This is a genomic window from Nocardia sp. NPDC052566 (assembly GCF_044547285.1).
In the GTDB taxonomy this organism is placed as follows: domain Bacteria; phylum Actinomycetota; class Actinomycetes; order Mycobacteriales; family Mycobacteriaceae; genus Nocardia.
The window spans coordinates 1,150,051-1,163,309 of record NZ_JBIUAF010000002.1; the positions used below are offsets into that span (position 1 = coordinate 1,150,051).

Annotated in this window: 9 protein-coding genes; all 9 read left to right on the forward strand. The window is 67.7% G+C overall.

Annotation, left to right across the window (positions count from 1 at the left end):
* Window positions 1–149 precede the first annotated feature (149 nt).
* The 9 genes from ACIG5A_RS12235 to ACIG5A_RS12275 all read left to right on the forward strand — a co-directional run bounded on the left by ACIG5A_RS12235 (window position 150) and on the right by ACIG5A_RS12275 (window position 13,248).
* A complete protein-coding gene (locus tag ACIG5A_RS12235) occupies window positions 150–1,016 on the forward strand; it encodes an alpha/beta fold hydrolase (protein ID WP_397240218.1) in 867 nt (288 codons plus the stop codon).
* A complete protein-coding gene (locus tag ACIG5A_RS12240) occupies window positions 1,003–1,611 on the forward strand; it encodes a TetR/AcrR family transcriptional regulator (RefSeq protein ID WP_397240219.1) in 609 nt (202 codons plus the stop codon). The genes ACIG5A_RS12235 and ACIG5A_RS12240 overlap by 14 nt, the downstream gene beginning before the upstream one ends.
* Before the next feature lie 441 nt (window positions 1,612–2,052).
* A complete protein-coding gene (locus ACIG5A_RS12245) occupies window positions 2,053–4,209 on the forward strand; it encodes an AMP-binding protein (RefSeq protein ID WP_397240609.1) in 2,157 nt (718 codons plus the stop codon).
* Window positions 4,210–4,213: 4 nt separating this feature from the next.
* On the forward strand, window positions 4,214–5,257 hold the full coding sequence (locus tag ACIG5A_RS12250; protein ID WP_397240220.1) for a 3-oxoacyl-[acyl-carrier-protein] synthase III C-terminal domain-containing protein: 1,044 nt from the start codon (window positions 4,214–4,216) through the stop codon (window positions 5,255–5,257).
* Window positions 5,258–5,268: 11 nt separating this feature from the next.
* The gene (locus ACIG5A_RS12255; RefSeq protein ID WP_397240221.1) at window positions 5,269–7,890 is read left to right on the forward strand and encodes an aminotransferase class III-fold pyridoxal phosphate-dependent enzyme; all 2,622 of its coding nucleotides are present in this window, start codon (window positions 5,269–5,271) and stop codon (window positions 7,888–7,890) included.
* A gap of 58 nt (window positions 7,891–7,948) precedes the next feature.
* Window positions 7,949–9,049: an acyl-CoA dehydrogenase gene (locus tag ACIG5A_RS12260; protein ID WP_397240222.1), complete on the forward strand. Its 1,101-nt coding sequence runs from the start codon at window positions 7,949–7,951 to the stop codon at window positions 9,047–9,049.
* A 33-nt stretch (window positions 9,050–9,082) separates the two neighbouring features.
* Window positions 9,083–10,561: an FAD/NAD(P)-binding protein gene (locus ACIG5A_RS12265; protein ID WP_397240223.1), complete on the forward strand. Its 1,479-nt coding sequence runs from the start codon at window positions 9,083–9,085 to the stop codon at window positions 10,559–10,561.
* Window positions 10,558–12,123 carry a DHA2 family efflux MFS transporter permease subunit gene (locus tag ACIG5A_RS12270; RefSeq protein WP_397240224.1) on the forward strand — a complete coding sequence of 522 codons (1,566 nt, stop codon included), beginning with the start codon at window positions 10,558–10,560 and terminating at the stop codon, window positions 12,121–12,123. Before ACIG5A_RS12265 ends, ACIG5A_RS12270 begins: the two co-directional genes overlap by 4 nt.
* Window positions 12,124–12,153: 30 nt before the next feature.
* Window positions 12,154–13,248 (forward strand): DUF3419 family protein, encoded by a 1,095-nt coding sequence (locus ACIG5A_RS12275; RefSeq protein WP_397240225.1) that lies wholly within the window; start codon window positions 12,154–12,156, stop codon window positions 13,246–13,248.
* Window positions 13,249–13,259 lie beyond the last annotated feature (11 nt).

Here is a 13,259-nt window from a genome sequence, read left to right on the forward strand (position 1 = left end):
GTGCACCGTAGCGCGCGGTTTGGTCAATCGTCCATATCGATGTCGCTCGTGGACGGGAAGCGTGCCGCCCCAAGGGGATTCGAGTCATCCCATTTACATGCATACCGTATGTATGTAATGGTGGACGCATCCCGACCACAGGAGGAACCATGGCAACCAGCGCGGCACTCGGTCCGGCCACCGAGGTCGAACTGCCCGGCGGGCGCATCAGTTACCACGAGACAGGGGAGGGGGCGCCGGTCGTCTTCGTGCACGGCCTGCTGGTCAACGCCGATCTGTGGCGCAAGGTGGTGCCCGCCATCGCGAGCGCGGGCTACCGCTGTATCACCCCCGATTGGCCGCTGGGCTCGCACACCATCCCGATGCCCGGCGCCGATCTCACCCCGGCCGGCGTCGCCGACCTCGTCGCCGATTTCCTGGACCGGCTCGACCTGCGCGATGTCACCGTGGTCGCCAACGACACCGGCGGCGCCATCACCCAGATCCTGATGACCCGCAGGCCGTCGCGGCTCGGCCGGGTGGTGCTCGCCTCCGTCGACTCCTACGAGGGTTTCCTGCCGCAGCCGTTCGCCGCGCTCGGCTGGATCGCCCGCATTCCCGGCTCGATCCGGCCGCTGATCGCGCCGATGCGCATCCGCGCGCTGCAGCGGACCCCGCTGGGCTTCGGCCTGGTCGCCAAGCGGCCGGTGCCGCCCGAGATCGCCGACTCCTATCTACTGCCGAGCCGCCGGTCGGGCGCCATCCGAAAAGACCTGCGGCGCTTCCTGAAATCCGCACGCAACCACTACACGCTGGCGGCCGCGGCGCACTTCGCCGAGGTGAAAACGCCCGTGCTGCTCGCGTGGGCGAGTGAGGACAAGATCTTCCCGCGCTCCTACGCCGAACGCCTGGCCGGGGATTTGCCGGATGCCACCCTGCGGATGATCGACGACTCCTACACCTTCCTGCCCGAGGACCAGCCCGAGTTGCTCGCCGAGGCCATCGTGGAGTTCACTCGGCTGCATGGCACGCCGTAGTCAGGAGGATCGCTCCCGCACCACGAAAGCCGCGCTCGAACAGGCCGGTCGCCGGTTGTTCGCCGAGCGCGGCTTCGCCTCGACATCGGCCGAGGAACTCGTCACCGAGGCCGGCGTCACCCGTGGCGCGCTGCACCACCACTACGGCGACAAGCGCGGCCTGTTCCTGGTCGTGCTCGAACAGATCGAGATCGAGGTCACCGGCGAGATCGAGCGGGCCGTCGGCGCGACCGATCCCGACGACGCGATGGCGGGGATGGCGGTCGGCCTCGCGGTCTTCCTCGATAGCTGTCAGCGCCCCGAGGTGCTGCGCATCCTGCTCACCGATGCGCCGAGCGTGCTCGGCTGGCAGGCTTTCCGTGAATTCGAGGCCAGGCACGGCCTCGGCGTCACCATCGCCCAAATCGAGCGTGCTCGCGCCGCGGGCCTGATCGTCGAGGTTCCGGTCCCGGTGCTCGCGCAGATTCTGTTGAGCGCCATCACCGAAGCGAGCCTCATCGTCGCGCATGCCGACGACCCCGCGGTCGCCCGCGCCCAGGTCCAGCAGTCACTGCTGCTGTTGATCTCCGGCCTGATCAAGCAACCCGGCGCGTAGCCCGCCGTCGTTCACGACCGGGGGGCCGGTGGCCGCGGGGTGAATCCCGCATGAGTGTGCCTGTGACGCAGTGGAATCGGCGGCGGGCGCGGTTGTGAACCGTGACAACCGAGGAGCCGTCACGCCGGTTGGTATGTGATTTGCGTCACTGAATTACGGAGATTTGTTGGCCCTGTGACGAGCGGGGAGGTAAAAGGTAGTGAAATCGGACTGGTCGGTATTTCCATGAACTGGGGATACGCCATCGGGTCCGGGTTAGATCCCTTGAAATGCAAGACTCGCTACGAGTCTTGCATTTTAGCGGGCAATTAACATGGATGTCACATACGCGTATTTATGGTCTCGGCCGGTTGACGGTGCCCGACGGCCCCGTTAGTGTCGGCACTAGTTCCGCGCCTTAAGAACTCGTTAATTCGTGTCGCAGGCTTCAATGTCGAAGCGATGTCTCTGCGCAGAAGTCGTTACCCCTCATGCGGGACTTGGACTACGTTGAGGTGTTCAGTGTGTAATTCTTCAGTAAGTCCGCCATTGCCTTTTTCGGGTAATTCGGTAGACCTCCTTCGTACGCGGTCCGAAGATTGTGGAGAGCGCAGCGCATTCGTATTTCTCGACGAGGAGGGGCGCCGGTCCGATGCGCTCACCTACCGGGAGCTCGACCTGCGTGCCCGAGCCGTCGCACACCGCTTGACCGGCATAGTTGCCCCCGGGGAGCGGGCGCTGCTGCTGCATCCGCCCGGCCTCGACTACGTCGCCGCATACTTCGGCTGCCTGTACGCGGGCGTTATCGCGGTGCCGCTTTTTCCGCCGCAGCGAAATAAGGCCGAACACGTCGACGTGGTCGCTCGCGATTGTGCCGCGAGCGTTGTGCTGAGTGTGTCGAGCGTGACTTCCGCGATGGATTCACTCGACGACGCCTTATTCGTCAAAGGCTTGCCGCGCATTGCGACGGACACCGTTACTGTCTCGGACGCGACCGCGCGGGAAGTCGTTGAACAATTTGAAAAGAATTCGCGACCCGTTACCGAAGTGGCGTATCTGCAATACACTTCCGGCTCCACTTCCACGCCGAAGGGCGTCGTCATCACGCACGCGATGGTGTGGCAGCAGTGCGCGGAACTGGCCGCGGGCTGGGGCGTCGACGCCGATTCGACGGTGGTGTCCTGGCTGCCGCACTTCCACGATTTCGGCCAGGTGAGCAGCGTGCTGATGCCGGTTCAACTCGGCATCACGTCGGTGCTGATGGCGCCGTCCACCTTCGTGAAGAATCCGATCCGCTGGCTGGCCGCGGTCACCGAATACGGTGGCACCCACAGTGGTTCGCCGAACTTCGCCTTCGATCTGTGCGTCGACAACACCACCCCGGCCCAGCGCGAGCGGCTCGACCTGAGCAGCTGGCGGGTGGTGTCCAACGGGGCCGAGCCGGTGCGCACCGCGACGCTGGAGCGGTTCCGGCGGACCTTCGCCGAGCACGGCCTGTCGGCCACCGCGCTGACCCCCGGCTACGGGCTCGCCGAGGCCACACTCAAGGTCACCTCCGGAAATGGCGACCATGCCTACGTCACAGCGCGATTCGATGAAGCGGCGCTCGGCAGGCGCCGGGTGGAACTCGGCGACGGCCCGGCGAGCACCGAGCTCGTCGGCTGTGGCCGGCCGATCATGACCACCGAGATCGCCATCGTCGACCCGGACACCGCCGAGCGATGCGGCGATGATCAGCTGGGCGAGATCTGGGTCTGCGGGCCCATCGTCGCGCCGGGGTACTGGCGTCGGCCCGAGGAGAGCGAGCGCACCTTCCGCGCCCGCATCGCGGGTGCGGCCGACGATCGAACCTATTTGCGCACAGGCGATCTCGGCTTCGTGCACGACGGCGAGCTGTACATCTGCGGCCGGGTGAAGAACCTGATGATCGTCAACGGGGTGAACTACTACCTCGAGGATATCGAGGCCACCGTGGTGCGCGGCCACGACGCGCTGCGGGCGGGCGCGGTCATCGCGTTCTCGACCGAGTCCGACGGCCAGGAGAACCTGGTGCTCGTCGCCGAATATCGCGCCGAGGGCGAGCCGAGCGCCGAGGACCTGATCACCGTGGTGCACGACGCGGTCGCGCGCCGTCATGCCATCGCTCCGTCGGCGATCGTGCTCATCGCCGCGGGCACCATTCCACGCACGACCAGCGGCAAGTTGCGCCGCCAGCAGTGCAGGGCCGACTACCTGGCCGGCCTGCTCAACGAGATCTACCGCTGGGAGGGCCTGGTGACAATTTCGGAAACCGAACCGGTGCAGCGCAATTCGGCCGCACCGGGGATGCCGTCCATGGGTGATCTGGTGGCGCAGGGCCTGCGCACCCAGATCGCCGAGTGGATCGCGCAGCACATGGGGCCGGACGCGCCCCGGATGGACGGCACGCGCTCGCTCACCGAACTCGGGCTCGGATCGGTCGATCAGATGAATCTGCACGAGCGCCTGGAGACCTGGTCCGGCCGCCGGTTCCCGCCCGAGCTGATGTGGGACGCCGCGTCGATCGACGAGATGACCCGGCTGATCGCCGAGCAGCTGGTGCCCGCCACCGAGGCCACCCCCACCGAAGTAGGAGCGTAGCGAGATGAAGATCCGATCGGTGGTCGCGGGTCTGCCGTCGCGTGTCGTCACCAACGCCGACATCATCGACCTGATCGCGGCGCACAGCAGCGGCTACTTCGAGGGCGACCTGGACGCCGCACTGCGCAAGGTCGACTACTACCTGCGCTACGCCGGGTCGGACGAGCGGCGCTGGCTCGACGCGGGTGAGCGCCCCATCGACCTGCTCCGTACCGCCGCGAATTCCGCACTGGCGCAAGCGGATATGGTGGCGGACGAGATCGACCTGCTGATCTACACCGGCATCGGCCGCGGGTTCATCGAGCCGGGCGGCGCCTACCATTCGGCCGCCGCCATCGGCCTGCGCAACGCGCACTGCTTCGACATCATCGACGCGTGCATGAGCTGGACCAGGGCGGTGCAGGTCACCGAATCCCTGTTCCGCACCGGGCAATTCAGCAACGCGATGATCGTCAACGCGGAGTTCGGCCTGCGCGACGGCGGTGCGGTGTTCCCGCATCTGCTGCGCCTGCCGCACCTGGAGGCGCTCGAATCCACTTTCCCGGCGTACACGCTCGGTGAGGCCGCCACCGCGACCGTGCTCACCGCGCAGGACAACGCGCCGTGGGAGTTCCGCTTCGCCTCGCGGCCGGATCTGGCGCCGCTGTGCAACGTGACGATGGACGGGTACGAGGGCTTCTGCGATCCCTCGGACAAGCTGGCCAAGAACGGCGTCGGCATCTTCACCTCCTACGGCTTCGAGATGCACGAGGCGGGCGCCGGTGAGGCGCTCGCGGTGTTCGAGCGGCTCGATCCGCCGATCGAGGAGGTGGCCGCGCTGTTCACGCACGCGTCGAGCAAGCGCTACTGGCAGGGCATGGCCGACAAGGTCGGCCTCGGCTCGGCGATCCATCACGTCTACGACAAGACCGGCAATGTCGTGTCCGCCTCGGTGCCCGCCGCCATCGCCTCGGCCATGGCCGAGGGCAGGCTGCGCGACGGCGACCGCGCGGCCTGCTGGGTCGGCAGCGCCGGAATGTCCTTCGGCGCTTTCACTTTCGTCTGTTGAGGCCAACGACAATGCTGAAACATCTCGCCAAGGCGGCCACCTGTACCGCGCTCGGCGCCACGCAGTACTCCCTCGCCGCGGTGCGCGAGCGCGCGAGCAAGAGCCGCGAGCAGCGCCGCGCCGATGCGATCCTGGATTTCCTGATCAGGATGGGCCCGATCTACATCAAGATGGGCCAGATCGCGGCGACCCGCGCGGACCTGCTGCCGCCCGAATGGGTGAATACCCTTCGGGTGCTGCAGGACCAGACCCCGCACATGACGCGCGAGCAGTCGCGCCGGGCGATCGAGCGCGAACTCGGCGGCCCGCTGGAGCGGACCTTCCGCACCTTCGACCTGGAACCGGTGGCCAGCGCCTCGGTCGCCCAGGTGCACATCGCCGAGCTGCTCGACGGCCGCAAGGTCGCGGTGAAGCTGGTCAAGGACACGGTGCCGGAGCAGATCGACGAAAGCCTCGGCGCCATCGGCACACTGCTGAAGCTCGCCCATCGCGGCGTACCGAAGGTGCGGGAACTCGACCTGCCCAAGCGTTTCGACGAGGTCGCCAAACTGCTGCGCCCACAGGCGGATATGACCCACGAGGCCGCCCAGCAGCAGCGCATCTACGCGAACTTCAAGTCGCATCCGTACGTGAAGGTTCCCGCGGTGCTCCCCGAACTGATCAGCCGGCGGATGCTGGTGATGGAGTTCATGGACGGCATCCCCGGCAAGCACGCCGACAAGGTCGGCTTCCCGCGCGAGCGGCTGGCCCAGCGGCTGCAGGACGTCATCTACTCCATGCTGTACATGCACGGGCTCAGCCACGGCGACCCGCATCCCGGCAACATCATGTTCACCCCGGAGGGCGAGCTGATCCTGCTGGACTACGGCGTCACGGTGGAACTGAGCGAGGACGAGAAGTGGGGCCTTTCCTCGTTCTACTACGCATGCACCCGCAAGGAGTGGGAGGTCGCCAACGACCGCTTCACCCGCTACTTCGTGCTCGCCGGTGCGAAGCTGGAGCGCAACAGGGCCGAGTACGACGCCGAGATGGTCGAGGTGCTGCGCTACCACTTCGACATCAGCTCCAGTCAGTGGTCGACGGTCTCCTACTTCAACGACGTGAGCGCGGTACTGCGCCGATACGATTCGCAGTACACCACCAACTTCACCAAGGTGGAGCTGGTGTTCCTGTCCTGTGAGGGATTCGCCTCGCAGATCAACCCGGACATCGACATCTGGGCCAACGCGCGCAAGTTCACCGACCGCTACTCGCCGTATATGAACGCCGAGGTGGAGGCGCGCTTCGCGGCCGATTTCGCCGAGCAGATGCCGACCTCGCTCGAACTGCGCGACCGCGCGGCGGACGCACTCGTCGCGCCGACCCATATCGACAGGTACTTCTTCCCGAGCGGGTTCCCAGTGTTCGTCAAGGAGGCCGCGGGCGGCAGCGTGCGCGACTTCGACGGCAACGAATACATCGATCTCTCCGGCGGTTACGGTCCGCATCTGCTCGGCTACGCGCATCCGGAGATCAACGCCGCGATCGTGGCGGGCACCCAGCGCGGCCTGGTGAACGGCATCGGCAACGCCGCCGAGATCGAACTGGCCGAATTGCTCGTCGACGCCTTCCCCGCGGCCGACAAAGCGGTGCTGTGCAATTCGGGCACCGAGGCGATCCTGTTCGCCATCCGGATGTGCCGCGGTTACCGGCGGCGCAGCAAGGTCGCCAAGTTCGAGGGGCACTACCACGGGTTCTCGGATCAGGGCATGGTCAGCTCCTGGTTCCGCTTCTCCGGCGAGCGCAATCGCCCCGAGCCGGTGGCCGGTTCGCTCGGCGTCGATCCGGGCGCGGTCGACAACACGATGGTGCTGCAATACGGCGATATCGAAGGGCTGGCGCGGTTGCGCGCCGAGGCCGACGAACTCGCCTGCGTGATCCTGGAGCCGATGCCGACCTCGGTGGTCGCGCTGCGGCTGGAGTTCCTCACCGAATTGCGCGGGCTCTGCACCGAACTCGGCATTCCGCTGATCTTCGACGAGGTGGTGAGCGGGTTCCGGGTCGCATACGGCGGCGTGCAGGTGATGGCCGACATCCATCCCGACCTGACCTGCCTCGGCAAGGTGATCGGGGGCGGGCTGCCCTGCGGCGCGGTGGTCGGCAAGCACCATCTCATCGATATGGCCAAGAGCTCGCAGGATCCGTTCTACGACTACGAGAACAAGGTTTTCGCGGGCGGAACCCTCAGCGGCAACTCGCTCACCTGCACAGCGGGCCTGGCCGCGCTGCGCTATCTCGGTGCGCACCAGGAGATCTACCCGCGGCTGGCCGCGGAGACCGAGCGACTGGCCGCGGCGATGCGCGAGGCGACCGAGCAGCGCGAGATCGCCTGCCGGATCAACGCCCGCAATTCGATCTTCTCGCTGAACTTCAGCCACCGCGAAGCGGGTCTGTACCGGGAACGCATGGCGGGCAGCAACTTCAAGGCCACCATCGCGCTCGCCTACTACATGCGCAAGCACCAGGTGTACCTGCCCGAACTGCACAGCTTCCTGATCAGCGCCGCGCATTCCGTCGCGGATCTGGATCTGGTCGCGCACGCCTTCGAGAAGAGCCTCGACGAGATGCTCGCCGATCAGCTGTTCGTCACCTAGCCCGTCACTACCAAGGGGGGACACAAAGCTCGATTCATCGGAGGACGTAATGCGATTCATGGCAACCGAACACGAAACGGCGGAACGCTTCGTGCCAGGGCTCGACGCCCGGCTGCGCGAAGTACCGCTGGAGACACTGGAATCCACTGAGAGCCCGGGGCTTTCGATATTCCGCGAGGCAGGCGGTACCGGCCTGCTCATCGGCAAGGAGGCGGGCGGCCTCGGCGCGACCCTGCTCGAGGCCGCCCACATCCACCGGCTGCTCGGCAGCCGCTCGCCGTCGCTTGCCGTCGCGGTGAACATGCACTCGTGCACCGTCGCGGCCATCCCGCCGGGCCCGGCCGCCGAGGCGCTGCTCGGCATGGTCGCCCAGGGTGGGCTGTATCTGGCGTCGGCCTTCGCCGAGGGCGTGCCGAGCGCGAGCGTGATCGCGCCGAAGCTGCGCGGCGAGCGGATCGCGGGCGGCTGGCGGCTCAACGGCAGCAAGAAGCCGTGCAGCCTCGCCCGCTCGATGGACATCCTGACCGCGAGCGTGCTGCTGCGGCCGGACGGTGCGGAGACCGAAGAGCTCGCGCTCGCGGTGATCCCGGCCGCCGCGCCCGGTATCGAGGTGCGCCCGCTCGGCAACGGGCTGGTGTTCCCCGGCTCGGAGACCGAGGAGGTGGTGCTCACCGATGTCGAGATCGACGAGGATTCGGTGTCGTTCTTCGGCAACACCGAGAGCATGAACGCGGCACTGTCCGCGGCCTGGCTCACCTTCGAACTGCTGGTGTCGGCCTGCTACCTGGGCATGGCGAGCGGGCTGGTGCGGCGCGTGCTCGACGAGCGCCGCGGTTCGGCCGCCGATCGCATGCTGCTCGTCGGCGAGCTGGATACCGCGATGGCCGCCATCGAATCCGTCGCCACCGAAATCTCCAGCGGCACCGGCGAACCCGCGACCGTGGCCAGGGTGCTGCACCTGCGCTACTCGGTGCAGCGGACGGTCGAGCGCACCTCGGCCATCGCCACCGAACTGCTCGGCGGCGTCGCCTTCATGGTCGGTGCCAGTGCGCTGCTCTATACGGCATGCCGCGGCCTGGCCTTCCATCCGCCGTCGCGCCTCGGCATCGCCGAACCGCTGGATCGGTTCGTCGCGGGCGAGCCGCTCATCGTCACCTGAAACTCCCTCCGCGCGAACGAATTCGAGGTTCCCATGACAACCGACGCCGCGGCATCGGTCATCGTCCAGATCGGGCGGGGGCCGACCGGGACGGCGCTGGCCAGGCAGCTGCTCCCGGCGCTGCCCGCAGGCACCCGCTACATCGTGCTCGACCGCGACCCGGTCGCGCCGCACCTGGCGTTCGGCACCGAGGAGCCGACCCATCTGCTCAACACCAGGGCGGCGAAGTCGAGCCTGAATCTGGCCGATCCGGACGAGCTTTCGCGCTGGCTCACCGAAAACGCCGAGGGCGCCACGGATTCCGTGCCGGAGTTCCCGGCGCGCGCCCTGTTCGGCAGGTATGTGCGCGACATGTTCGACGTGGCGGTCAAGCAGGCCGCCGAGGCACGCGTTCAGGTCGACGTGCGCCAGGAGGAGGCCGTCCGGGTCGCGGCGGACGGCGGGCGCTGGCGGGTGAGCTGCGGCAGCGGGCGCAGTTTCGACGCCGATCAGGTGGTGATCTGCCCCGGCATGCTCACCCAATCCGAGCCGTATCCCGAACTCACCGGTCACCCAGGCTATTTCACCGATCCGTGGCGGCTGCCCGCGCTGCCCGCGGACGCCGGGGTCGCGGTGATCGGGACCAGGCTGACCGCGATCGACACCTTCCTGGCGCTGACCGCGCGCGGACACCGTGGCCCGGTGCGGCTGGTCTCGCGGTCCGGGCGGTTGCCCAGGCTGCGCGGCCCGGAAACGACCGCGCCGGTGCCGAATGTCGAGCGCTGCATGCGTGCCGCGGCCGACGCGGGCGTGCTGCGGCTCGCGGATTTCGGGCGTGCGCTGATGGCCGATATCGAGGCCGCCTCGGCGACGCCGCCGGACTGGTCCGAGGTCCGCGACTGCGGTCCGACCACGCGCGACATGCTCGCCGCCGAACTGGCCGAGGTCGCGGCCGGTGGCGAGCGCGGCTGGCAGCAGGTGGTCAACGGCGCCTCGCCGATGCTGCTGCCCGCGTGGCAGCTGCTCGCCGAAGCGGACCGTACCGAGTTCTTCGCCGAATGGCTCACCCCGCTGCTCGTCCACGGCGCGCCCATCCCGGTGGATACCGCGCGGCGGGTGCTCGCCGGGATGGACGCGGGCCTGCTCAGCGTGGACGGCGGGCTGCGCGAGGTGCGCTGGGCCGCCGATGTTTTCGAGGTGGTCACCGAGGCGGCGCGGTACGAGGCCGACGTGGTGATCAACGCGACGGGCGCCGGCACCGATGTGGCCGCGCTGCGCGCGGAGCCGCTGCTGGCGGACATGCTCGACGAGGGACTGCTCACGCCGCATCCGCACGGTGGGGTGCGCATCGACGTGAGCACGTTCGCCCCGCTGGACGCGGCGGGCATACCGGTGCGGGGGATTCATGTGGTCGGCGACCTGGCCCGCGGCGCGGTGCTCGTCACCAACGACGTGATCGCACTGTCATTCCAGGCCGTACTCGTCGCCACCGCGATGCGTGCGAATAGTGAAGCAGGGGTGCATATTTCATGACAACAACGACATCGCGGTCCCGGACCGGCGTGCTCGCCGTGCTGTGCCTGTGCGTCATCGCGATCTACATGGACGCGATGATCGTCAATCTGGCGCTGCCGAGCCTGGTGCGCGAGCTGGGATCGAGTACCACCGGGCTGCAATGGATCATCGATGCCTACGGCCTGACCTTCGCCGCGCTGGTGCTCGCGGCGGGCAGCCTCGGCGACCGGTTCGGCAGGCGCGGCACGCTGATCGCGGGCCTGGTGGTGTTCACGCTGGCCACCGGCGCGGGCGCACTGTGTACCAGCACCGGGCAGTTGATCGCGGCGCGCACGGTGATGGGTCTCGGTGCGGCACTGATCTATCCGTCGACGCTGTCGATCCTCACCAGCGTCTTCGTCGAGCGCAAGGAGCGCGCCGCCGCCATCGGCGTCTGGGGCGCGGTCTCCGGTATCGGCGTCGTGCTCGGCCCGATCCTGGGCGGCGTACTGCTCGAACACTTCTGGTGGGGCAGCGTTTTCGTGGTCGTGGTGCCGATCGGCCTGCTGTGCGTCGCGCTGACCGCGCTGCTGGTGCCGAACTCGCGTGACCCGCAGACGCCGGGACTCGACCTCCCCGGTCTCGTCCTGTCCACCGCGGCGATCGGGCTGCTGGTCTACACCATCATCGAGGCGCCGGAGCGCGGCTGGCTCGGCGGCGCGAGCCTGCTCGGATTCGCGGGCGCGGCAGTGCTTTTCGCCGCGCTGGTGTGGCGCGAGCTGAACACCGCGCATCCGATGCTCGATGTGCGGCTGTTCACCAACCTGCGCTTCTCCGCCGCCTGCGGCACCATCACCATCACGTTCTTCACGCTGAACGGCTTCACCTTCATGGTGACCCAGTACTTCCAGTTCCTGAAGGCCTACAGCCCGCTCGGCGCAGGCGTGCGGCTGATCCCGGTCGCGGTGGCCATCATCATCGGATCGGTGCTCGGCGGCAAACTCGTCATCCGCCTCGGCACCAGGACGGTGGTGACCACGGGCCTGGTGCTGATGGGCATCGCCTACGCCTGGTTCTCGATCGACGCCATCGAGACCGCCTACCCGATGATCGCGGCGCAGATGGTGGTGATCGGCCTCGGTATCGGCATGGTCGCGGTGCCTGCCACCGAATCCATCATGAGCGTGGTGCCCGCCGCCAAGGCCGGTATCGGGTCGGCGATGAACGACGCGACACGGCTTTTCGGCGGCACCCTCGGCATCGCGGTGGTCGGCAGCGTGCACCACTCGCTCTACACCGGCAAGCTCGGCGACGACGCCGTACCCGGCCTGCCCGCCGCGGTGCTCGAGCACAGCCGCGATTCCGTCGGCGCCGCACTGCAATCGGCCGCCGCCCTGGCCGCGCGCGGCCAAGGCCAGCTGGCCACGACGCTGCAGGACGTGGCGCAGCAGGCCTTCCTGCACGGCTTCCAGCTGGCCTGCCTGACGGTGACCGGCATCTGCGCGGTGGCCGCGCTCGTCGCCGGCGCGCTGCTGCCGAACCGGCCGCCGGCCACCGCACCGGAACCCGAAGCCGCGCAACCCGATACCGCGACCGCCTGACCGAGTACGACCCGAAGGGTGCTGGAAATCATGACAACTGCCGAGACCACCGAGCGCTGGGTGCTCTACAGCACCTGCGACGAGGACTCCCGGTCGGAGATGCGGGCGCTGGAGATCGCCGAGAGCGACCATGTGCTCGCGGTGACCGGGAGCGGCTGCCGCGCGCTGAGCCTGGTGGTGAACAATCCGCGCTCGGTGACCTCCATCGACAGCTCGGCCGGTCAGACCTATCTGCTCGAGCTGAAACTCGCGGCCATCCGGCACTTTTCGTACGACACGCTGCTCGCCTTCCTCGGCGTCGACGAATCGTCGCAGCGGTGGCGGCTGTTCGAGGAACTGACGCCGAAGCTGACCCCCGGCTGCGTCGCCTACTTCACCGAGTACCGCAGGGCGATCGAGAAGGGCGTCATCGCGCAGGGCCGCCACGAGCAGCTGTACGTGCGGGTGCTCGCGCCCACCATGAAGGTGCTCTACGGGTCGGCCATGCGCGAGCTGTTCAGCGCTCCCGATCTGGACCGTCAGCGGGTGATCTACCGCACCAAGATCGACGGCTGGCTGTGGCGGACCATGCTGCGCAACGGTTTCTCCGAGCGCGCGCTGAAGATGGTACTCAACGACGACTCCTACCGGGTGGTCACCGACGTGCAGGACTGCGGCGACTACGTGCTGGAGCGGGTGCATCACACCTTCACCAATCACCTTGCCAGGGACAACGACTGGGTCTCGTTCATGTTCCACGGCAAGTACCCGAATCGAGAAGTGCTGCCGCACTACCTGCTTCGCGACAATGTCGCGGCGATCAAGGCCGCATCGACCGAGGTGAACATCGTGCGCGCCGACCTGATGGACCGGCTGCGCGCACTGCCCGATCGCTCGATCGACAAGTTCTCCCTCTCCGACGTGACCAGCTGCATCGATCGAGAGCAGTTCGCCACCCTGATGAAGGAGGTGGTGCGCGTTGCGCGCAACGACGCGCGCATCGTGTACCGCAACTTCCTGTCCCGGCACCGGCCCTCGGCCGAAATGCTCGATGTGCTGCGCCGCGACGATGCGCTGTCCGAGCAGCTCTACCACGACGATTACGCGTTCGTCTACCAGTTCGAGATCTTCACCGTCGGCGCCTGAGCAGGGCGACC